The 22143-nt window shown below is 67.0% G+C and carries 23 protein-coding genes; 16 read left to right on the forward strand and 7 right to left on the reverse strand.

The features are described from left to right. Positions 1 to 237: 237 nt before the first annotated feature. Positions 238 to 402 (reverse strand): transposase, encoded by a 165-nt coding sequence (locus NCO8_RS31235; protein ID WP_157104862.1) that lies wholly within the window; start codon positions 400 to 402, stop codon positions 238 to 240. Positions 403 to 494: 92 nt separating this feature from the next. On the opposite strand from NCO8_RS31235, the gene dinB reads away from it, so the two are divergent. Continuing rightward, the gene (gene dinB / locus NCO8_RS10195; protein WP_067638437.1) at positions 495 to 1730 is read left to right on the forward strand and encodes a DNA polymerase IV; all 1236 of its coding nucleotides are present in this window, start codon (positions 495 to 497) and stop codon (positions 1728 to 1730) included. Between the two features lie 92 nt (positions 1731 to 1822). Continuing rightward, positions 1823 to 2173 carry a PLD nuclease N-terminal domain-containing protein gene (locus tag NCO8_RS10200; protein ID WP_067638439.1) on the forward strand — a complete coding sequence of 117 codons (351 nt, stop codon included), beginning with the start codon at positions 1823 to 1825 and terminating at the stop codon, positions 2171 to 2173. Here the strand turns inward: NCO8_RS10200 and NCO8_RS10205 are convergent, their stop codons facing one another. Genes NCO8_RS10205 through NCO8_RS10225 form a run of 5 tightly spaced genes read right to left on the reverse strand, consistent with a single transcriptional unit; the run spans position 2174 to position 7000 of the window. After that, entirely contained in the window at positions 2174 to 3052 is an 879-nt protein-coding gene (locus NCO8_RS10205) for a phosphoribulokinase (protein WP_067638441.1), read from the reverse strand. 10 nt (positions 3053 to 3062) lie between these two features. Further along, a complete protein-coding gene (locus tag NCO8_RS10210; protein WP_067638442.1) occupies positions 3063 to 4145 on the reverse strand; it encodes a class 1 fructose-bisphosphatase in 1083 nt (360 codons plus the stop codon). Continuing rightward, positions 4130 to 5134 (reverse strand): AAA family ATPase, encoded by a 1005-nt coding sequence (locus NCO8_RS10215; RefSeq protein WP_067638443.1) that lies wholly within the window; start codon positions 5132 to 5134, stop codon positions 4130 to 4132. The genes NCO8_RS10210 and NCO8_RS10215 overlap by 16 nt, the downstream gene beginning before the upstream one ends. Next, the gene (locus NCO8_RS10220) at positions 5124 to 5546 is read right to left on the reverse strand and encodes a ribulose bisphosphate carboxylase small subunit (RefSeq protein WP_067638444.1); all 423 of its coding nucleotides are present in this window, start codon (positions 5544 to 5546) and stop codon (positions 5124 to 5126) included. Before NCO8_RS10220 ends, NCO8_RS10215 begins: the two co-directional genes overlap by 11 nt. Before the next feature lie 11 nt (positions 5547 to 5557). Beyond that, on the reverse strand, positions 5558 to 7000 hold the full coding sequence (locus NCO8_RS10225) for a form I ribulose bisphosphate carboxylase large subunit (RefSeq protein WP_067489955.1): 1443 nt from the start codon (positions 6998 to 7000) through the stop codon (positions 5558 to 5560). Between the two features lie 146 nt (positions 7001 to 7146). Here NCO8_RS10225 and NCO8_RS10230 point away from each other — a divergent pair, with 146 nt between their 5' ends. Both NCO8_RS10230 and NCO8_RS10235 read left to right on the forward strand, forming a co-directional pair. Beyond that, on the forward strand, positions 7147 to 8004 hold the full coding sequence (locus NCO8_RS10230; protein WP_067639951.1) for a LysR family transcriptional regulator: 858 nt from the start codon (positions 7147 to 7149) through the stop codon (positions 8002 to 8004). 154 nt (positions 8005 to 8158) lie between these two features. Next, the gene (locus NCO8_RS10235) at positions 8159 to 9328 is read left to right on the forward strand and encodes a hypothetical protein (protein ID WP_067638446.1); all 1170 of its coding nucleotides are present in this window, start codon (positions 8159 to 8161) and stop codon (positions 9326 to 9328) included. A 232-nt stretch (positions 9329 to 9560) separates the two neighbouring features. Here NCO8_RS10235 and NCO8_RS10240 read toward each other — a convergent pair whose 3' ends face one another. Continuing rightward, a complete protein-coding gene (locus NCO8_RS10240; protein ID WP_067639953.1) occupies positions 9561 to 10481 on the reverse strand; it encodes a MerR family transcriptional regulator in 921 nt (306 codons plus the stop codon). Positions 10482 to 10557: 76 nt separating this feature from the next. On the opposite strand from NCO8_RS10240, the gene acpM reads away from it, so the two are divergent. The 12 genes from acpM to nuoK all read left to right on the forward strand — a co-directional run bounded on the left by acpM (position 10558) and on the right by nuoK (position 22142). Next, complete coding sequence (acpM, locus tag NCO8_RS10245) at positions 10558 to 10863, forward strand: meromycolate extension acyl carrier protein AcpM (protein WP_067638448.1); 306 nt, start codon at positions 10558 to 10560, stop codon at positions 10861 to 10863. A 100-nt stretch (positions 10864 to 10963) separates the two neighbouring features. After that, entirely contained in the window at positions 10964 to 11365 is a 402-nt protein-coding gene (locus NCO8_RS10250; protein ID WP_133734114.1) for an Rv3143 family two-component system response regulator, read from the forward strand. 357 nt (positions 11366 to 11722) lie between these two features. Next, complete coding sequence (locus NCO8_RS10255) at positions 11723 to 12103, forward strand: NADH-quinone oxidoreductase subunit A (RefSeq protein WP_067638450.1); 381 nt, start codon at positions 11723 to 11725, stop codon at positions 12101 to 12103. A 10-nt stretch (positions 12104 to 12113) separates the two neighbouring features. Beyond that, positions 12114 to 12668 carry a NuoB/complex I 20 kDa subunit family protein gene (locus NCO8_RS10260; protein WP_067489943.1) on the forward strand — a complete coding sequence of 185 codons (555 nt, stop codon included), beginning with the start codon at positions 12114 to 12116 and terminating at the stop codon, positions 12666 to 12668. Beyond that, a complete protein-coding gene (locus tag NCO8_RS10265; protein WP_084456878.1) occupies positions 12665 to 13420 on the forward strand; it encodes an NADH-quinone oxidoreductase subunit C in 756 nt (251 codons plus the stop codon). Before NCO8_RS10260 ends, NCO8_RS10265 begins: the two co-directional genes overlap by 4 nt. Then, a complete protein-coding gene (gene nuoD, locus NCO8_RS10270) occupies positions 13420 to 14733 on the forward strand; it encodes an NADH dehydrogenase (quinone) subunit D (RefSeq protein WP_067489941.1) in 1314 nt (437 codons plus the stop codon). The genes NCO8_RS10265 and nuoD overlap by 1 nt, the downstream gene beginning before the upstream one ends. Then, positions 14730 to 15479 (forward strand): NADH-quinone oxidoreductase subunit NuoE, encoded by a 750-nt coding sequence (nuoE, locus tag NCO8_RS10275; protein WP_067638452.1) that lies wholly within the window; start codon positions 14730 to 14732, stop codon positions 15477 to 15479. Before nuoD ends, nuoE begins: the two co-directional genes overlap by 4 nt. Beyond that, positions 15476 to 16798 (forward strand): NADH-quinone oxidoreductase subunit NuoF, encoded by a 1323-nt coding sequence (nuoF, locus tag NCO8_RS10280; protein WP_067638454.1) that lies wholly within the window; start codon positions 15476 to 15478, stop codon positions 16796 to 16798. The genes nuoE and nuoF overlap by 4 nt, the downstream gene beginning before the upstream one ends. Beyond that, positions 16795 to 19254 (forward strand): NADH-quinone oxidoreductase subunit G, encoded by a 2460-nt coding sequence (locus NCO8_RS10285; protein ID WP_067639957.1) that lies wholly within the window; start codon positions 16795 to 16797, stop codon positions 19252 to 19254. Before nuoF ends, NCO8_RS10285 begins: the two co-directional genes overlap by 4 nt. Continuing rightward, positions 19247 to 21034 carry an NADH-quinone oxidoreductase subunit NuoH gene (gene nuoH / locus NCO8_RS10290; RefSeq protein ID WP_067638456.1) on the forward strand — a complete coding sequence of 596 codons (1788 nt, stop codon included), beginning with the start codon at positions 19247 to 19249 and terminating at the stop codon, positions 21032 to 21034. Before NCO8_RS10285 ends, nuoH begins: the two co-directional genes overlap by 8 nt. After that, the gene (locus NCO8_RS10295) at positions 21031 to 21846 is read left to right on the forward strand and encodes an NADH-quinone oxidoreductase subunit J (protein WP_067638458.1); all 816 of its coding nucleotides are present in this window, start codon (positions 21031 to 21033) and stop codon (positions 21844 to 21846) included. Before nuoH ends, NCO8_RS10295 begins: the two co-directional genes overlap by 4 nt. After that, the gene (nuoK, locus tag NCO8_RS10300; RefSeq protein WP_067489925.1) at positions 21843 to 22142 is read left to right on the forward strand and encodes an NADH-quinone oxidoreductase subunit NuoK; all 300 of its coding nucleotides are present in this window, start codon (positions 21843 to 21845) and stop codon (positions 22140 to 22142) included. Before NCO8_RS10295 ends, nuoK begins: the two co-directional genes overlap by 4 nt. Position 22143: the final 1 nt, after the last annotated feature.

Genomic DNA, 22143 nt, shown 5'->3' on the forward strand with positions numbered 1-22143 from the left:
GCTCAGGGATACCGGCCAGTCGAGCGAACCTCGAAACCGGCACCCCTTCTGCCGCTCTCAGGGCTTCGAGGTCAGCGAAGGGACCTGATCCACCAGCGCCGCGCCATGCTGCCAAATCCGCAGCTGCACCGTCGCCTCCGCCAGCGCGAGCTTCAGCTGCTCGTTCTCCATCCGCAGCCGCCGCTGCTCTGGCGTGCCCTGCGCACCCGCCGAGCCACTCGGGCGATCTTCGAGGGCTTAGGTTCCCGCATCCAGGAACGTTTGCTTCCATTTGCCGACCGCCATCGGGCTCACCCCACGCCGTCGGGCAGCCTCGGAAGCGCTGACTTCACCGGTCAGTACCGACAGCACTACCCGGACCTTGTCCTCGACCGGAATCTTCGACCGCTGCGATCTGGCCACCGCGCTTCTCCTTCCTGATCTTGTGCTCGGAGCGTAAACCGAGCAACCGTGCCAAGAAGTTTGACGCGCTAGACGGACATCGATGCGAACATATGTTCGTGTCCGACTCCGCTACCCCACGCCGCCCACGCATCCAGTCCCGCGACGAGGCGTCGATCCTGCATGCCGATCTGGATTCGTTCTATGCCTCGGTCGAGCAGCGGGATCAGCCGTGGTTACGGGGCAAACCGGTGCTCGTCGGCGGTGGGGTGGTGCTGGCCGCCAGTTATGAGGCCAAGGCGTTGGGGGTGCGGACGCCGATGAACGCGGGGCAGGCGTTGCGGGTGTGTCCGCATGCGGTGGTGGTGCCGCCGCGGATGTCGGCCTATGCCGAGGCGAGCAAGGCGGTGTTCGCGATCTTCCACGACACCACTCCGATCGTGGAGGGCATCTCCATCGACGAGGCGTTCCTCGATGTCGGTGGGTTGCGGCGGATCAGCGGGGAACCGGTCGACATCGCCCGAAGATTGCGCGAACGCATCCGAACCGAGGTCGGGTTGCCCATCTCCGTCGGCATCGCCCGCAACAAGTTCCTGGCCAAAGTCGCTTCCGCCGTCGCCAAACCCGACGGTTTACGCCTGGTCGAACCCGGCGGCGAACTCGACTTCCTGCACCCGCTGCCGGTCGAACGATTATGGGGCGTCGGCAAAGTCACCGCCGCCACCCTGCACGCCAACAACATCACCCGCGTCGGTCAACTCGCCGAACTCGGCGAAGCCCACCTGCGCGCCATCCTCGGCCCCGCCGCCGCCCGCCACCTGTTCGCCCTGTCGTGGGCCCGCGACCCACGCCGCGTGGAAACCGGCAAACGCCGCCGCTCCATCGGCGCCCAACGGGCCCTCGGTCGCCGCCACCGCGAACCCGACGAGATCGCCGCCTACCTCGACGGACTCACCGACCGCCTCGGCCGCCGCCTGCGCGCCGCCGACCGGGTGTGCCGAACAGTGGTGCTGCGCTTACGTTTCGACGACTTCACCCGCGCCACCCGCTCGCACACCCTGGTCGAGGCCACCGACGCCACCACCGCCATCCGCCAGGCCGCCCACCGCCTACTCGACACCGCCACACCACTGATCGCCGAACGCGGCATCACCCTCATCGGCCTGTCGCTGACCAACCTCGACGACGCCGACACCATGCAGCTGACCCTCCCGCTGGAACCACGCGCCGACAACACCCTCGACGCCACCCTCGACGACCTGCGCCGCCGCTTCGGCTCCGCCGCCGTCACCCGCGCGGCCCTGCTCGATCGCGGCGAGGGCCTGTCGGTGCCGCTGCTGCCCGACTGACCCCGGCACGACATCCGACCCGTACATACGGCATCCTTGCTGCCGGGGGCGTCGGGGTCCTCCGTCCATCCACCACGAAGAGGACTGCCGCAATGCACTACGCGATCATCGGGTTCCTGACCCTTGCCCTGTGGGTGTACTGCCTCGTCGACATCGTCACCAGCCCCGACGACGGCATCCGCCACCTGCCGAAGATGGGGTGGCTGATCATCGTCGTCCTGCTGCCGACCATCGGCGCACTGCTGTGGCTGTTCGCCGGACGCCCGATCGGCCCGTCGCGCCCGGCGTCCAACACCCGCTTCAGCGAATACGACCGGCCCGGCCGCCACATCGCCACCAACCCAGACGACGACGAGGCCTTCCTGCGCGGCCTGCGTGAGCGCGCCGAACAGCAGCGCCGCGAGGCCCGCAGGCAACAGCAGCAGGACAACGACGAGGTCTGATCACAGAGTGCGCTTGGGCCGCTTGTCCATCAACCGCAGGATCAACGGTGTGAAGATCAGCTGCATCGCCAACTCCATCTTCCCGCCCGGCACCACGATGCAGTTGGGCCGCGACATGAACGAATCGTGCAGCATCGACAGCAGATACGGGAAGTCGATCACCTTCGGATCGGCGAACCGGATCACCACGAAGCTCTCGTCGGCGGTGGGAATGCTGCGCGCGATGAACGGATTGGACGTGTCGACCGTCGGCACCCGCTGAAAATTCACGTAGGTCCGGGAGAACTGCGGGCAGATGTATTTCACGTAGTCGGGCATGCGGCGCAGGATCGTATCGATCACCGCCTCACTGGAATACCCGCGGTGGGTCTTGTCGCGGTACACCTTCTGGATCCACTCGAGGTTGATGATCGGCACCACCCCTACCAGCAGGTCCGTGTGCTGGGCGATGTTCACCGAGTCGGTCACGGCCGCACCGTGCAGGCCCTCGTAGAACAGCAGATCGCTCCCCGGCGCGAGGTCTTCCCACGGGGTGAACGTGCCAGCCGGCTGCCCGTAGGGTTTGGCCTCCTCGTCGTCGTGCAGGTACTTACGCACCTGCCCGACACCGGTTTCGCCGTACTCCCGGAACAGCGCCTCGAGCTCGGGCAGCAGATTCGCGTCCTCCCCGAAATGGGAGAACGTGGTGTTGGCCTGCGCTTCGGCCTCGGCCATCGCCAGTTTCATCTCCGCCCGGTCGTAGCGATGGAACGAATCGCCCTCCACCACCACCGCGCTGATCCCCTCGCGACGGAATATCTCCTCGAAAGTGCGTGTGACACTGGTCGTTCCGGCACCGGAGGACCCGGTGATCGCGACGACAGGATGTTTGACCGACATAGGGCGGCTCCTAGGTGCGCTGGTCGTGCTTGGCCGGCCGGAACAGCGAACGCGTCCCGAACAGCGAACTGTCGAAGCTGGGCCCCTCGTCGGGCTCGGTGTGATACCGCTCGACCCGCAACACCTCGTTGCGGGACCCGAAGATGAACGGCACCCGCTGATGCACCTGCGTCGGCGGCACCAGCATCACCCGTTCGTGCCCGGTGGTTGCGGCCCCGCCCGCCTGCTCGACGATGAACGCGATCGGATTGGCGCCGTACAGCAGCGAAACCCGCCCCGGCCGTGCCGGATTGCGGGTATCACGCGGGTACAGATACATGCCGCCCCTGGTCAGGATGTGAAAGGTGTCGGCGACCAGCGACGCCACCCAGCGCATGTTGAAATCCCGGCCCCTCGGCCCGTCCACCCCCTCCAGGCACTCCTGCACATACCGGCGCACCGGCCGCTCCCAGAACCGTTCGTTGGCGGCGTTGATCGCGAAACCCGAAGTGTCCTGCGGGATCCGCATGCGCGGGTGGGTGAGCACGAACGCGCCGATCTCCCGGTCGAGGGTGAACCCGTCGACGCCGCTGCCGGTGGTGAGCACCAGCATCGTGGCAGGCCCGTACAGGGTGAACCCCGCGCACACCTGCCGCACACCGGGCTGCAGGAAATCTGCGTCGCACGGTTCGGCGGTGCCCTCGAGCACCTCCTGCGGTGCGCGCAGAATGCTGAAGATCGAACCCACCGGCAGATTCACGTCGATATTGCTCGACCCGTCCAGAGCGTCGAACGCCAGCAGGTACTTGCCGCGCCGCTGGGTGGCCGGTACGGCCAGTGCGGTGGCACGCTGCTCGGACAGCAACCCCGACAGGTGACCGGTCCACTGGGTCTGGGCCACCATGATCTCGTCGGTCAACGCGTCGAGACGGTCGCTCGCCGACAGCGGCCCGTCCTCGCGTCCCGGAATCGCCCCGCGCGTCACCTGATTGGCGATGATCTTCGTGGCCGTGGCGACAACATTCACCAGCGCGGAGAATTCCCCCGACGACCCGGGATGACGGTGTTCCTCCTCGATCGTGTAGCGGGTCAGCGTTTTCAAACTGGTCGGCATGGCGAGGCACCCACCTCCTCGAAAACGCTGCTGCCCAACACGTCCTCGGCGCACAACGTGACCAGATCCTCGCGTGACAACGGCCGCCCCGCTTCCACCAGTCGCTTGGCCTGGCGCAATCGGCACCGATCGATCGCATTGCGCACACTGCGCGCGTTGGAGAACCGGGGTCGCGTCATCCGCACCGTCAGATACCGGGAGAACGCCTCGCGCGCCGCGGCGTCGAAAACGAAATTCTCCGCCGCCACCATCAGTTCCGCGATGGCGAGCAATTCCTCCTGGGTGTAATCGACGAACTCCAGGTGATGCGCCACCCGGGACGACAACCCCGGATTGGCCGAGAAGAACTTGTCCATCCGATCCGGGTAGCCGGCGAAGATCACCACCAGATTCGCCCGCTCGTTCTCCATCTCCTGCAGCAGGATCTCGATCACCTCCTGCCCGTAATCGCGTTCGTTCTCCGGACGGAACAGGTAATAGGCCTCATCGATGAACAACACCCCACCGGCGGCCTTGGCGATCGCCTCCTTGGTCTTCGGGGCGGTGTGGCCGATGAACTGACCGACGAGATCGTCGCGGGTCACCGTGTGCACCTTCGGTTTACGGATATAGCCCAGCGCGTGCAGCATCTGCGCCATCCGCAACGCCACCGTCGTCTTGCCGGTGCCCGGTGGGCCGGTGAAACTCATGTGCATCGTCGGGCGCGACGATTCGAGACCGAACCGGCGGCGCGCCCGATCGATCATCAACAGCGCCGCGATCTCCCGTACCCGCAGCTTCACATTCGCCAGCCCGATCAGTTCGGCATCCAGCGCGGTCAGGGTCTCGGCCACATCGTGACCGGCCAGATCCTGCGAAAGATCCAGCAGCGCATCGGCATCGAGCAGTTCCTCGGTCTGCGCCACGTCCTCGGCCGGACGCGACGGCCGGACGTCGGTGACGCCCGGCCGTGGCAGCCGGAAACCGTTGGCGGTTCCCTCAGCCCCCATACCGCTGTCCCTGCGGACGTTCGGTGGCGTAGGAGCGCACGCTGTAGACCTGGCGGCGGTCGGCGCCCTCGGCGCGAGCCAGTTCGAAACCGGGCTCCTCGGCCGGACGCTGCACCAGGAAACTCAGCGCCGTCGTCTGCTTGGTGTAGGTGGCGTCATAGGCGTTGACCCGCACATAGTGGCGCGGAAACGTCGACCGGCAGGCGTTGATCTCGGCGAGCACCCCGTCGGGTTCGTCCAGATCGAACAGCGGCAGACCCCACATCTCCCAGTAGGTGTTGCGCGGATGCGGATCGTCGGTGTACTCGATCGACACCGGCCAGTTGTTGAGCAGCGCATACCGCACCTGGGCGGCGATCTCGCTGTCGGTGAGTTCGGGCAGATACGAGAACGTCCCGTGTCGCAAATACATGACCGGTCTCCCTACAGGCTCGGCGTCGGCACCGCGTCGGGTGCGTCGGTGGACGTGTAATCGAAGGTGACATCACCCCAGGTCGACAGCGCGACCTCGAGCGGTCGGCAGGTCGAGGCCGCCGTCCGCAACACATCGGGACCTTCTTTGAGCAGGTCACGGCCCTCGTTGCGGGCCTTGACCACCGCCTCGAGCGCCACCCGGTTGGCTTCGGCGCCCGCCGCGATACCGAGCGGATGACCGATCGTTCCGCCACCGAACTGCAGGATCACATCGTCGCCGAACAGGTCGAGCAGCTGATGCATCTGACCCGCGTGGATACCGCCGGAGGCCACCGGCATCACACCGGGCAGGCTCGCCCACTCCTGATCGAAGAAGATGCCGTTGCTCAGCTGCGCGGGAATGTGGTTCTCGCGCAAGGTGTCGTAGAAGCCGCGGGTCGTCGCCGGATCGCCTTCCAATTTGCCGACCACGGTTCCCGCGTGCAGATGATCCACCCCGATCAGCCGGCACCATTTGGCCAGCACCCGGAAACTCACCCCGTGCGTCTTCTGCCGGGTGAACGTCGAATGCCCGGCCCGGTGCAGATGCAGCAGCACGCCGTTGCGCCGCGCCCACTTCGACATCGACTGCATCGCCGTATAACCCACGGTCAGGTCCATCATGATGACGACCGACCCGATTTCCTTGGCGAACTCGGCCCGCTCGTACATGTCCTCCATGGTCGCGGCGGTGACATTGAGGTAATGGCCTTTGATCTCGCCGGTTTCGGCCATCGCCCGGTTCACCCCCTCCATCGCGAACAGGTACCGGTCACGCCAGCGCATGAAAGGCTGCGAATTGATGTTCTCGTCGTCCTTGGTGAAATCGAGGCCACCCTTACAGGCCTCGTAGATCACGCGCCCGTAATTGCGGGCCGACAAACCGAGCTTCGGTTTCACCGTGGCACCGAGCAGTGGTCTGCCGTATTTGTTGAGGTATTCGCGTTCCATCACCGTGCCGTGCGGCGGACCCTGGAAGGTTTTCACATACGCCACCGGAATGCGCATGTCCTCGAGGCGCAATGCCAGCAATGGTTTGAACCCGAACACATTGCCGATCACCGAGGAGGTGAGGTTGGTGATCGACCCTTCTTCGAAAAGGTCCAGATCGTAGGCGATATAGGCGAAGTACTCGCCCTCACGCCCCGGCACCGGGTCGACCCGGTAGCACTTGGCCTGATACTTCGAATGCGCGGTGAGCCGGTCGGTCCACACGACAGTCCAAGTGGCAGTGGAGGATTCACCCGCCACCGCGGCCGCCGCCTCGATCGGATCGACACCGGGCTGCGGGGTCACCCGGAACACGGCGAGCACGTCGGTGTCGGCGGGCACGTAGTCGGGCGAGTAATAGCCCATCGAGGCATAGGACTGTACACCCGGATCCCAACGATCCCGTTCGGTTTCTTCCGCCATGGTTCCTCCTGTGGAATCCGCTGTCCCGTAGCGAATTCCAGGATGGGGGGCACCGGCCGGGGAAACAATCAGAATGTTTCCGACAACGCTCAACCGAAACGTTGAGTTTGCTACCGTCGGGTATGGGCAGGGTCAGTTCGGGTCGGATGGAAACTTTCCTCGCTGTCGCCCGCCTGGGATCCATCCGCCGTGCCGCGGCACAACTCCACGTCACCGAAGCCGCCGTCTCGGCCGCCGTCACCCATGTCGAAAAGCAGCTCGGCGCCAAACTGATCGTTCGTTCAGGACGGGGTATCGCGCTCAGCGAAGCGGGCCGGGTGTACGCCGAATACTGCCGGGGGATCCTCGGTTTGATGAAGGAGGCGCACGCCGCCGTTCGTCAGGCCGAGGCCGGGCGATTACGCATCGGCGTCGTGGCCACCGCGGGCGAATCCGTGGTGTTGCGGCCGCTCGCCTCGTTTCGCCGCCGCTACCCCGATGTGGAACTGAGCCTGTCGATCCAGCCGCGCGACGTGCTGTTCCTCGAATTGCAGCACCACGAAACCGATCTCGTCATCGCGGGCCGCCCGCCCCACGACGCGGGCCTGGTCATCCAGGCACGCCGCCCAAGCACCCTGGTCGTCGTCGGCACCGACAACCCCGACCCGCGCCACACCACCTGGCTGCTGCGCGGCACCGGTTCGGGCACCCGCGAAGCCACCCTCGCCCTGCTCGACCGCCTCCAGATCGACCCACCAACCCTGACGCTCGGCTCCCACGGCGCCGTCATAGCCGCCGCCCGCGAAGGCCTCGGCATCACCCTCATCCACTCCGACGCCGTCGGCGAACACCTCCGCTCCGGCGCCCTCCACACCATCGACGTCCCCGGCACCCCCCTCGACCGCCCCTGGCACGCCGTCACCACCCCCACCCCCACCCTCACCACCCGCCTGTTCCTCGCCCACCTCATCGACCCCGCCGAAACAGGCCCCGCCGACGCCTTCCACGCCGCCATCGGCCCGTGATCACCGATTCGCCGCGGCGGTCTGCGATCGGCGCCGTGGCGCTCGGACAGGTGGTCGATCCCGGTCGAAGAAGCCGTGGACGGGGGCTCGTGCGGTGAGTACCGTCGTCTGACAGGGGGCGGGATCGTCATCGGGTCGAATGAAGGGGTGGGACATGGCAACCGAGGTGAAACTTTCCGGGGACGCACTCGAACTACCGGGCGGGGTGCGCGTGACATTCGTGCGGACTTTGCGGCTGCCCGAGACGGGGACCTACCCGTTGCCGCCGGGGCTCGGCACCTTCCCGCTGAGGCGGGTCGCCGACTACCCCGACACCGTGCCCGAGGAATGGCGGGAACGCGGCGGGGTCATGTTGCCGGTCTATCAGCGCGAGGCGCTGTGGTTGAAATTCAGCGCCATCACCCCGGCCGCCTTGAAGGTGGCGGTCGGCAAGGTGTGCGCGGTGTCGGGTAAGCCGTGGAGTGGCGTGCTCGGCAAGGACCCGCAGAACTACCTCGCCCTGCCCGACCAACCGTGGCTCGACGGCATCAACTCCGGTGACGGCGTCGTGCGCCAGTTCGTCGCGGTGCCGATGGGGCTCGGTGCGACCGTCGAAGGGCAGGTCACCGGCGCGGAGCAGTGGGGTGGGGTGCAGCTGGCGGTGCATAGGCTCACCGAAACGGCGCTCGCGACCTGGCGCAGACAGCAGGAAGAGGCACGCCCACGGCATCTGCCCCCTCCTCCACAGGGCGGTAATCCACCCTGGGCGACAACGGCTTACGGCGCTCCGATGCCGGTGAGTGCTCCGCCGTACGGTGCTGCGGTCGCAGGTGCGCCTGCGGGGGCTCCGTTCGGCGCTCCCCCTCCCGCGGCGCCAGGCAGTGCGCCCGCCCCGTCCGCCGCACCAAGGCCGTCCGGTGCGCCCCGCGGCGCCCCCGCCGGAAATGCTCGGGGCCACGCGAGCCCACAAGCCAGATCGATGGGGATCGGCGCCGGCGGCACGATGCGCCAGGAGATCTACGCCGACCACCGCCCCGTCGACGATTACCGCCGCGAAGCCGACGCCCGGATCTTCGTCCACCTCGCTTCCGCCGCCGAGTGGCAACAGATCACCGGCGAACCGGCCCCCACCACCCCCGTCACCGCGCAGTCCTACGCCGAACACGGCCTTCCCTGGTTCGACTATTACGCCGCCGACGCCGAAGACCTCGCCCCGGCCGCCGAGCTCGCCGCCGTCGAACCCACCGGCAACTGGATGGCCGACGAACAGCCGAACCCGCCGATCGAAGACGATCTTCCGGTGATCCCATTGGGCGACAAGGCAGTTGAAGACGGGAACTGGTAGCCGACGGAGCGCATGGTAGCGGTCGGCAGGCTGCGCCCGCAGCTTCCCATCGGCGCAGAGTCGAAGATCGGAATTCTCCGGCAGCCGATCCTGGGCCGCCAGTCCCTCGGCTGGCAACTCGGCGAAGGCATAACTACCGGTGGGCAAGGGCAATACCGACGGGCATACGGCCGCAATTCAGCCGCCTCGCGTCAAGGCGGGCCTAGGGGTTCGATTCCCCTAGGCCCCACAGTCAGTGCTCGACGGAGTCGACCAGCGCCCGGTACACCCAATTGTGGGCGCGTCCCACGGTGATACGCGCACCGAGAAGCTGTTCTGTCAAAGTCCAATACCGGTGGATCCGATGATCGCTGTCGGTCGCATCGTTCAGTAGTTGCGCACGGAAACGTCGCGTATCTCGCTCCCCGCGCGCACCGGCATGCGCGTCGACGAACCGATCGAGTTCGTCACCGCCGCGTGGCCGCACACCGTCGGTAACCAGGGGCACCACGTCGGCCATCACGTCACCGATCTGTCCGTAAAGGCTGCGAGGTTCACGAATCCGATCGGCTGGCCCACGCCAGTACTGCCGGCGCACAACGCGGTTCAGTTCCGGGTCGGAGACCATCGCGACCAGCTCGGCATAGGCGACGACCTCCTCGACGGACGGATCACCGGGCGGCTCCGGCACATTCCAGTAGATCCACCCGTCGACATCGCCCGCCGGTATCGGCGCGAGTGCCCGCAACCAGAACCGCACCAGACAGTCGTGCGCCACCCCGCCGTCCTGCGCGGCCGCCAGCAGAGCCAGCCGCTCGGCCCGGCACGCAGGGGACGCGTCTTCAACCGCCCGCAGGCAGGCGCGCCGCCAGGCCAGGGTTCGTATTTCGACATCGAGGCGGGCGCTTTCGGCGGCAGTCACCTCGGCGATCGACCGCTCACCCCGCAACACCTCGGTAATCGACCCCAACCCGAGCCCGAGCGCCCGCAACCGCTTGATCAGCAACACCCGTTCGACGGCCGGCTCCGCGTCGAACAGCCGATGCCCGCCGACACTGCGCCGAGCATCCAGAATGCCCTCGTCGCAGTAGAACCGAATGGTCCGGACCGCTAGCCCGGTGCTGCGCGCCAACTCCCCGATACTCACCAATGTTGCCTGTGTGTCGTCGGTCACAACCAGTTGAACCTCCACCCCGGTGGAGCTCTTACGGTACTGCACGTACGTAATCACCTCGAACGAAGGACAATTCGTGGCAACCACGCAGCAGGAGATCATCGCGGGCATCGCCGACATCATCGAGGAGGTGACCGGCATCGAAGCCGCCGAGGTGACTCCGGAGAAATCCTTCATCGAAGACCTCGAGATCGACTCCCTGTCCCTCGTGGAGATCGCCGTCCAACTCGAGGACAAGTACGCCGTGAAGATCCCCGACGAGGACCTGTCGAGCCTGCGCACCGTCGGTGACGCCGTCACCTACGTCCAGAAGATGGAGGCCGAACAACCCGCGCTCGCCGCCGAAATGGCCGCCAAGCTCAAAGACGAGCCGGCTCGCTAGGAGCGCACCGGCGAATAAGCGGGCGGTGGTGGGAGATTCGGATATCGGCTGTTCGGCCGAACCCGCCACCACGCCCGCCGACCCGACGTACGATCCGTCTGTGGCCGAATCAGATCGTTCCACCCCGCTGCGTGTGCTGGTCTACAGCAATGACGCCGATACCCGTCAACAGGTGATTCTTGCGCTGGGGCCACGCCCCCGGCCGGATCTACCGGAGCTCGACTACCTCGAGGTCGCGACCGCGCCGGTCGTCATCGAGCAGATGGATGCCGGTGGGATCGATCTCGCGATTCTCGACGGCGAGTCCGTGCCCGCGGGCGGTCTCGGGATCGCCAAGCAGCTCAAGGACGAGATCGAGCAGTGCCCGCCGGTTGTCGTGCTCACCGGGCGGCCCGACGATGCCTGGCTGGCCAACTGGTCGCGGGCCGAGGCCTCGGTGTCGCACCCGATCGACCCCATGCAGCTCACCCGCGCGGTCGCGGGCGTGCTCAACGCCCGCTGAACGCAGTGTCCCGTTCCGTCGGATAGTCGACGTCACCCCCATCCCCACAGAACCACTGGTAACCCCAGTGGTTCTGTTGTGTGTGCACCGAGCGGATTACCACCGTTTCGCTCATGAATCTCGGTACTGAATTCGATCAAACAGTCCCCTTGAAACGCGCGGCGCACCCCTGAAACCGCGATAGTCTGTGCTCTAGCTCACACGAGCGCGGGTTCTGTATAACGCTCCGCCATCGCTGCACAGCGGGCGAGGCCCCGGTTCGGCGGACAACGTTGTCGGCCCCGTCTCGCCGAAAGCTGCCGTCCGCGGCCGCGCCACACGGCACGGCCTGCTCCAGCGAGGAGGGGAAGTGCAGTCGTGAACATCGAAGTGCCCGCACTCGTACTCGGCGCCATCGCCGCGGCGTTCGCGGTCTTCTCCGTCATCATGGCGGCGCTCGTCGGCCCGAGGCGATACAACCGGGCCAAGCTCGAACCCTACGAATGCGGCATCGAACCCACACCGCACGCCGTCGCCGGTGGACCGGGAGACGTTGGGGGACAACGCTTCCCGGTGAAGTACTACCTCACCGCGATGCTGTTCATCATCTTCGACATCGAGATCGTGTTCCTCTACCCGTGGGCCGTCCATTTCGACGCCCTCGGGTTGTTCGGGTTCGCCGCGATGGCGCTGTTCATCGTCAATGTGTCGGTCGCCTACGCCTACGAATGGCGCCGCGGCGGCCTCAGCTGGGAATGAGTGGGAAATAATGGGTCTCGAAGAGAAACTGCCCAGCGGGTTCCTGCTGAGCACCGTCGAGGATTTCGCCGGATACCTGCGTAAAGGGTCGCTGTGGCCGGCCACCTTCGGCCTGGCCTGCTGCGCGATCGAGATGATGGCCACCGGCGCCGGGCGATTCGACATCGCCCGCTTCGGCATGGAAGCCTTCCGCGCCTCGCCCCGCCAGGCCGATCTGATGATCGTCGCAGGCCGGGTGAGCCAGAAGATGGCACCGGTCCTGCGCCAGGTCTACGACCAGATGACCGAACCCAAATGGGTGCTGGCCATGGGTGTCTGCGCGTCCTCGGGCGGAATGTTCAACAACTACGCCATCGTGCAGGGCGTCGACCACGTGGTCCCGGTCGACATCTACCTGCCCGGCTGCCCGCCCCGACCGGAAATGCTGCTCAACGCCATCCTCGCGTTGCACGCCAAGATCGCCGAGATGCCGATGGGTGTCAACCGCGAGGAAGCGATCCGCGCCGCCGAACAGGCCGCGCTCGCCAGCACCCCGACCATCCGCATGGAGGGCCTGCTGCGATGACCTTCGACTCCCCCGACAACACCGAAGACACTGCGGGGCAGGGGATTCCGGAGGAAACCCCGGAAGCGCCCAAGCATCGCAAACCGGCCGAGGACGAGGTGATCGGCACCCGCCACGGCATGTTCGGCGTGCACGGCACCGGCGACACGTCCGGCTACGGCGGCCTGGTCACCCCGGTCGTGCTGCCCGGCGGCACGCCACCCCCGTACGGCGGCTGGTTCGACGCCTTCGTCGGCACCCTGCGCGCCGCCCTCACCCACCGCGTCATCGCCTTCGACACCGTCATCGAGAAGATCGTCGTCTTCCGCGGCGAACTCACCCTGCACGTGCGCCGCGAACACCTCGTCGACGTGGCGAGCGCCCTGCGCGACGACAGCTCGCTGCGCTTCGAACTGTGCCTCGGCGTCAGCGGGGTGCACTACCCCGACGAAACCGGGCGCGAACTACACGCCGTGTACCACCTGATGTCGATCACCCACAGCCGCCGGGTTCGCCTCGAGGTCTCGGTTCCCGATGCCGACCCGCACATCCCGTCGCTGTTCTCGGTGTATCCGACCGTCGACTGGCACGAACGCGAAACCTACGACTTCTTCGGCATCCTCTTCGACGGGCACCCCTCGCTCACCCGCATCACCATGCCCGACGACTGGCGCGGCCACCCGCAGCGCAAGGACTACCCGCTCGGCGGGATCCCGGTGGAGTACAAGGGCGCGCGCATACCGCCGCCCGACGAGCGGAGGACCTACAGCTGATGACCGACACCGATTTCCGCCGTGACGAACCGCGGGTCGTCACCGTGGCGGGCCAGGACTGGGACCAGGTCGGCGAGGTGCTCGACGGTGCCGGTGAGGAACGCATCGTCGTCAACATGGGCCCCCAGCACCCGTCCACGCACGGGGTGCTGCGCCTGATCCTCGAGATCGAGGGCGAAACTGTCACCGAGGCCCGCTGCGGCATCGGCTACCTGCATACCGGTATCGAGAAGAACCTGGAGTTCCGCAACTGGACCCAGGGCGTCACCTTCGTGACCCGGATGGACTACCTGTCCCCGTTCTTCAACGAGACCGCCTACTGCCTCGGCGTGGAGAAATTGCTCGACATCACCGAGCAGATCCCCGAACGCGCCACCGTGGTCCGCGTGCTGCTGATGGAGCTCAACCGCATCTCCTCGCACCTGGTGGCCCTCGCCACCGGCGGCATGGAACTGGGCGCGCTCACCCCGATGCTGTTCGGCTTCCGCGAACGCGAACTCATCCTCGACGTCTTCGAAACCATCACCGGACTGCGGATGAACCACGCCTTCATCCGTCCCGGCGGCCTCGCCCAGGACCTGCCCGACGACGGTGTCACCAAGGTGCGCGAACTCCTCGACATCATGCCGGGCCGGTTGCGCGACATGGAACACCTGCTCAGCGCCAACCCGATCTGGAAGAAGCGCACCCAGGACATCGGCTATCTCGACCTCACCGGCTGCATGGCCCTGGGCATCACGGGGCCGGTGCTCCGCGCCACCGGTCTGCCCCACGACCTGCGCAAGTCCGATCCCTACTGCGGGTACGAGAACTACGAGTTCGACATCCCGACCACCACCGGCTGCGACTGCTACGGCCGCTACCTCATCCGGGTGGCCGAGATGCGCGAGTCGCTCAAGATCGTCGAACAATGCCTCGACCGGTTGCGCCCCGGCCCGGTGATGATCGACGACAAGAAGATCGCCTGGCCCGCCGACCTGAAACTGGGCCCCGACGGACTCGGCAACTCCCCCGAACACATCGGCAAGATCATGGGCACCTCCATGGAGTCGCTGATCCACCACTTCAAGATCGTCACCGAGGGCATCAGAGTGCCTGCCGGGCAGGTGTATTCGGCTGTCGAGTCACCACGCGGCGAACTGGGCGTGCACATGGTCAGCGACGGCAGCACCCGCCCCTACCGGGTGCACTACCGCGACCCCTCGTTCACCAACCTGCAGGCGGTCGCCGCGATGTGCGAGGGCGGCATGGTCGCCGACGTCATCGCCTCCGTCGCCAGCATCGACCCCGTCATGGGAGGGGTAGACCGATGACCGAAAAGCCCGCGAGCCCAACGGTTCTGCTGAATCTCACCGTCCGGCCCGAGCCGTATCCGCCGCATATTCGCCAGCGTCTCGAGCTCGACGCCAAGGACATCATCACCCGCTACCCGCATCCGCGTTCGGCCCTGTTGCCACTGTTGCATCTGGTGCAAGCCGAGGACGGATATGTTACCGGCACCGGGATCGACTTCTGTGCCGAGCAATTGGGGCTCACCGGTGCCGAGGTCACCGCGGTGGCCACCTTCTATTCGATGTACCGCCGCACCCCCACCGGCGACTACCACGTGGGCGTGTGCACCAACACGCTGTGCGCGGTGCTCGGCGGTGACGCGATCTACGAAGCGCTGCAACAGCATCTGGGCATCGGCCACGGTCAGACCACTCCCGACGGCGCCGTCACCCTCGAACACATCGAGTGCAACGCCGCCTGCGACTACGCACCGGTGATGATGGTGAACTGGGAGTTCTTCGACAACCAGACCCCCGAATCGGCCATCGAGATCACCGACGCGCTGCGTGCCGGGCATCAGGTGCGGCCCAGTCGTGGCGCCCCGCTGTGCACGTTCCGCGAGACCGCCCGAATCCTCGCCGGTTTCCCCGACGAACGACCGGGTGTCCTCGATGGGGCTCCCGGTGAGCCCACGCTGGCGGGATTGCGCATCGCCGACGGTGCGGCCTCGGACCCTGAAACAGGCTTCTCGGCAACGGATTCCGGAGACAGCGAGGGCACACGATGACCACGCTCACTCCTGTACTGAGCCGAGACTGGGATCGTCCGCAATCCTGGACGCTCGACACCTATTCCAGCACAGGCGGATACGAAGGTCTACGGGCCGCGCTGCGGATGCAGCCCGACGACGTCATCCAAACGGTCAAGGACGCGGGCCTGCGCGGACGCGGCGGCGCGGGCTTCCCCACCGGGATGAAGTGGTCGTTCATCCCGCAGGGCCCGGGCCCCGACGGCACGATCAAACCGCACTACCTCGTGGTCAACGCCGACGAGTCCGAACCGGGCACCTGCAAAGACATCCCGCTCATGCTGGCTACCCCGCACACTCTGATCGAGGGGGTGGTGATCGCCGCGTACGCCATTCGCGCGAACACCGCCTTCATCTACGTGCGTGGTGAGGTGGTCCCGGTGCTGCGCCGCCTGCAGGCCGCCGTCGCCGAGGCGTACGCCGCCGGATTCCTCGGCAACGACATCCTCGGCTCGGGTTTCGACCTGGAACTGATCGTGCACGCCGGCGCGGGCGCCTACATCTGCGGCGAGGAAACCGCCCTGCTCGATTCGCTCGAGGGACGTCGCGGCCAGCCACGGCTACGGCCACCGTTTCCCGCCGTCGCCGGTCTCTACGCCTGCCCGACGGTGGTCAACAATGTGGAATCCATCGCTTCGGTGCCCTCGATCCTGCGCAACGGCACCGATTGGTTCCGCTCGATGGGCAGCGAGAAGTCGCCCGGCTTCACCCTGTACTCGCTCTCGGGCCACGTCGCCCGGCCCGGCCAGTACGAGGCACCACTCGGCATCACCCTGCGCGAACTGCTCGACTACGCGGGCGGTGTGCGCGCCGGGCACACCCTGAAGTTCTGGACACCCGGTGGTTCCTCGACGCCGCTGTTCACCGCCGAGCACCTCGATGTCGCCCTCGACTACGAAGGTGTCGCCGCCGCCGGATCCATGCTGGGAACCAAGGCATTACAGATCTTCGACGACACCACCTGCGTGGTGCGGGCGGTGCTGCGCTGGACCGAGTTCTACGCCCACGAGTCCTGCGGCAAATGCACACCGTGCCGCGAAGGCACCTACTGGCTGGTGCAACTGCTGCACCGGCTCGAAGCGGGTCAGGGCACCGAGGCCGACCTCGACAAGCTCGCCGACATCGCCGACAACATCAACGGCAAATCGTTCTGCGCGCTCGGTGACGGCGCCGCCAGCCCGATCTTCTCCTCGCTGAAGTACTTCCGTGAGGAATACCTCGAGCATCAGCGTCGCGGCGGCTGCCCGTTCGACCCGGCCCGCGCCACGGCGTGGGCCTCAGGAAAGGCGACCCGATGACCGCGATCGCACCCGGCAACAACTCCGGAGTGGTGCCCGCCGACCTGGTGAGCGTCACCATCGACGACACCACCATCCAGGTCCCCGCGGGCACCCTGGTGATCCGCGCGGCCGAACTGATCGGCGTGCAGATCCCCCGCTTCTGCGACCACCCACTGCTCGACCCCGTCGGCGCCTGCCGTCAGTGCATCGTCGAGGTCGAAGGCCAGCGCAAACCGGTGGCCTCCTGCACGATTCCCGTCACCGACGGCATGGTGGTGCGCACCCAGCTCAGCTCCCCGGTCGCCGAGAAGGCTCAGCGCGGGGTGATGGAACTGCTGCTCATCAACCATCCCCTGGATTGCCCGGTATGCGACAAGGGCGGCGAATGCCCGTTGCAGAACCAGGCCATGTCCACCGGCAGCGCCGAATCCCGCTTCGAGGGTGAGAAACGCACCTACCCGAAGCCCATACCGCTGTCGTCGGCGGTGCTGCTCGACCGGGAACGGTGCGTGCTGTGCGCCCGGTGCACCCGGTTCTCGCAGCAGGTGGCCGGTGACCCGTTCATCGAACTGATGGATCGTGGTGCGCTGCAACAGGTCGGTATCGCCCAGGCCGAACCGCTCGACTCCTACTTCTCCGGCAACACCGTGCAGATCTGCCCGGTCGGCGCGCTCACCGGCACCTCCTACCGGTTCCGTGCCCGCCCCTTCGACCTGGTCTCCACACCCAGTGTGTGCGAGCACTGCGCGTCGGGCTGCGCGCAACGCACCGATCACCGGCGCGGGAAAGTGTTGCGGCGCTTGGCCGGTGACGACCCGCAGGTCAACGAGGAATGGAACTGCGACAAGGGACGCTGGGCCTTCGCCTACGCCACCGAACGCGACCGCCTCACCACCCCACTGGTGCGTGGCTGGGACGGTGTGCTCGCCCCCGCCTCCTGGCCCCAGGCCCTCGCCGCCGCCGCGACCGGATTGCAGGCCGCCATCGGCAACGCCGGTGTGCTGGTCGGTGGGCGCGTCACCGAGGAAGAGGCCTACGCGTACAGCAAGTTCGCGCGAATGGTGCTGTCCACCAACGACATCGACTTCCGCGCCCGCGTGCACTCCGAGGAGGAGGAACTGTTCCTCGCCGCGTGCGTCGCCGGACGTGGCGTCGACGTGGACTACACGACACTGAGTAATGCTCCCGCGGTATTGCTGATCGGATTCGAACCCGAAGAGGAATCGCCGATCGTCTACCTGCGCCTGCGCAAAGCGGTCCGCAACCGAGGCCTGCGGGTGGTGTCGTTGGCACCGTTCGCTTCTCGTGGGCTCGAACGCCTCTCCGGTGCACTCATCCAGACCCCACCATGCGCCGAAGCCGATGTTCTCGATGCCGTGCGTACCGAAACCTCGCCCGACGCCGCCGAACTCATGAACCTGCTGCGGGCACCCGGTGCGGTCGTCATGGCAGGCGAACGGCTCGCCGGCAGCCCGGGCGCGTTGTCGGCGGTGGTGCGGTTGGCCGAGGCCACCGGCGCCGCGCTCGCCTGGGTGCCACGCCGAGCCGGTGAACGCGGAGCGCTCGAAGCAGGCGCATTGCCCAGTCTGCTGCCCGGTGGCAGGCCCGTCGTCGATCCGACCGCGCGCCAGCAGGTTCGTCACCGCTGGCAGAGTGGCGAACTGCCCGTCGGTCCCGGGCGCGACACCTCGGCGATCCTCGCGGGCGCGGCCCAGTTCGGCGCACTGGTGATCGGCGGCGTGGATCCCGCCGACCTGCCCGACCCGGCCGCGGCCCTGGCCGCGATCGATGCCGCCCGGTTCGTGGTGAGTCTCGAACAACGCCACAGCAGTGTCACCGAACGCGCCGACGTCGTGTTCCCCGTTGCCACCGTCGTCGAGAAGGCGGGCACCTTCCGCACTTGGGAAGGCCGGCCGCGTCCGTTCGCGGCCGCACCCCTGGACACCACACGCCGTGTCGCCGCACCCCTGTCGGACCTGCGCGTATTGCATTCCCTGGCCGCCGAAATGGGTGTCCCGATCGCGCTGCCCGATGCCGCCGCGGCCCGCGCCGAACTCGACGCTCTCGGGGGTTGGAGCGGTGAGCCGATCGACGCACCCGAATTCTCGAGCCATCCCAGACCCACGCCCGGTCCCGGAACAGCGGTGCTGGCCGGATGGCGGATGCTGCTCGACGCCGGTCGCCTGCAGGACGGCGAACCCAACCTCGCCGGTGTCGCGCGACCACCGGTCGCCCGGCTCTCGGCCGCCACCGCCGCCGAGATCGAAGCCGACGACGCCGACCACATCATCGTCGCCACCGACCGTGGCGAGATCACCGTGCCGCTGATGATCACCGATCTGCCCGACCGGGTGGTGTGGCTGCCGCTGCACTCACCCGGTTGCACGGTCGGTACCACCCTCGGCGTGACGCCCGGCGCCGTGGTGCGCCTGCGCCGCGCCGACGACAGGATGAAGGAACACCGCCATGAGTGATCGTGTGCTACTCCTCGCGGCCGACGCCGGGCCGGTCTTCGGCACCGACCCGCTGTGGCTGGTCGTGGTCAAGGCGCTGGCGGTGTTCGTCTACCTGATGCTCGTCCCGCTGGTGGCGGTGTACGCCGAACGCAAGGTCGTCGCCTGGATGCAGATGCGGGTCGGCCCCAACCGGGTCGGCCCGGGCGGCATGTTCCAGTCGATCGCCGACGGCGTGAAGATGGCGCTCAAGGAAGACATCATCCCCGCCATCGTCGACAAGCCGATCTACGTGCTCGCACCGATCATCTCGGTGATCCCGGCGTTCATGGCGTTCGCGGTGATCCCGTTCGGCCCGGAGGTATCGATCTTCGGCACCCGCACCGCGCTGCAGCTCACCGACATGCCCGTCGGCGTGCTCTACATCCTGGCCATCACCTCCATCGGCGTATACGGCATCGTGCTGGCCGGCTGGTCGTCCAACTCGACGTATCCGCTGCTCGGCGGGCTGCGCTCGACCGCGCAGGTGATCTCCTACGAGATCGCGATGGCACTGACCTTCGCCACGGTGTTCCTACTCTCGGGCACCATGGCGACCTCCGGCATCGTCACCGCCCAGGAAGGCACCTGGTACGTCTTCCTGCTGCTGCCCTCGTTCCTGATCTACTGCGTGGCGATGGTCGGCGAGACCAACCGGGCACCGTTCGACCTGCCCGAAGCCGAGGGTGAGCTCGTCGGCGGTTTCCACACCGAGTACTCCTCGCTGAAGTTCGCGATGTTCATGCTCGCCGAATACGTCAACATGGCAACGGTTTCCGCGCTCGCCACCACCCTGTTCCTCGGCGGGTGGCGCGCACCGTTCCCGATCAGCCTGTGGGAGGGCGCCAACTCCGGGTGGTGGCCGGTGCTGTGGTTCACCGCCAAGGTGTGGACGTTCCTGTTCGTGTTCGTCTGGTTGCGCGGCACCCTGCCCCGCCTGCGCTACGACCAGTTCATGAACCTCGGCTGGAAACTGCTCATCCCCACCTCACTGGTGTGGGTCATGGTCGTGGCCGGTGCACGGGTGCTCGACATCGAGGGCCTTCCCGGGCAGACACCCATCCTGGTCGGCACCGGCATCGTCGTCACCCTCGGGCTGATCGGCATGTTCGTGCGGGCAGGCCGCACGAAGGGGTTGCCGCCGCTGCCGGAGGAACCCGCGAGCTCGCCCGTGTTCCTCGGTTTCCCGGTGCCGCCGATTCCACCGCGCACCGCCGACGCCGAACCGCGGATCGGGCTGCTCGATCCCTTCGCCGGATTCGCCGTCACCGGGGCGACCATGTTCAAGAAGCCCAACACCGAGTTCTACCCGGAACAGAAGGTGCCGACAGCGCCGCGCTATCACGGTCGCCACCAGCTCAACCGCTACGCCGACGGCCTGGAGAAATGCATCGGCTGCGAGCTGTGCGCCTGGGCATGCCCGGCCGACGCCATCTACGTCGAAGGCGGTGACAACACCGAGGACGAACGCTTCTCCCCCGGTGAACGCTACGGGCGCGTCTACCAGATCAACTACCTGCGCTGCATCGGCTGCGGCCTGTGCATCGAGGCCTGCCCCACCCGGGCGCTCACCATGACCAACGAATACGAACTCACCGACGACAACCGCGCGGACCTCATCTACGAGAAGGACCGGCTGCTGGCGCCGATGGAGCCCGGCATGGTCGCTCCGCCGCACGCGATGGCACCGGGCACCGACGCCGCCGACTACTACCTCGGTCGCGTCGGACCCGCGGCGTCCGAAGAGGAGGTCCTGCGATGAACACCCTGCTGGCCGCCGACATCGCCGCCACCTCCACCGGGGAAGCCGTGCTGTTCTGGGTGCTCGCCCCCATCGCCGTGCTCGGCGCGCTCGGCATGGTGACCGCGGCCAAGGCCGTGCACTCGGCACTGTGCCTGGCCGCGACCATGATCGCGCTCGCGGTGTTCTACATCGCCCAGGACGCCCTGTTCCTCGGTGTGGTGCAGATCGTGGTGTACACGGGCGCGGTGATGATGCTGTTCCTGTTCGTGCTGATGCTCGTCGGTGTCGACTCGGCCGAATCCCTGCGCGAAACCCTGCGCGGGCAACGCATCGCGGCCGCGATCGTCGGCCTCGGATTCGGCTTCCTGCTCATCGGCGGCATCGGGTCGGCACTGGGTGGAGACGGAACCCGCTTCGCGGGCAACGGTTTCGGTGAACGCGATGTGATCGCCGAACTCGCCGAACTGATCTTCCTGCGCTACGTCTGGGCGTTCGAACTCACCGGCGCCCTGCTCATCACCGCGACCATCGGCGCCATGGTCCTGGCCCACCGCGAACACTTCACGCCGCGCCGCGGTCAGCGCGAGATGTCACGTGACCGTTTCCGTACCGGCGGTGAACGCGCCACCCCGCAGCCGACACCGGGCGTCTTCGCCCGGCACAACGCCGTCGACAGCCCGGCCCTGCTGCCCGACGGTTCCTACGCCGAACACTCGGTGAGCACCATCCTGCGCCACCGCCGCACCCGCGCCCACGAAGAAGCGCTGTTCCTGGCGGCGGGCGCGGCACGCGGCGACAACCCGACGGCCGACGAGGAAGGCAAGCGGTGAACCCCCAGAACTACCTGTTCCTGTCCGCGCTGTTGTTCACCATCGGCGCCGCCGGAGTCCTGTTGCGGCGCAACGCGATCGTGGTGTTCATGTGTGTGGAGCTCATGCTCAACGCGGTGAACCTGGCCTTCGTCACCTTCGCCCGGCTGCACAGCGACCTCGACGGTCAGGTGATCGCCTTCTTCACCATGGTCGTGGCCGCCGCCGAGGTCGTCGTCGGTCTGGCGATCATCATGACGATCTTCCGTGCCCGCCGGTCGACCTCGGTCGACGCCGCCAACCTGCTGAAGTTCTGAC

The organism is Nocardia coubleae NBRC 108252 (genome assembly GCF_001612805.1).
GTDB classification, from domain to species: Bacteria; Actinomycetota; Actinomycetes; order Mycobacteriales; family Mycobacteriaceae; genus Nocardia; species Nocardia coubleae.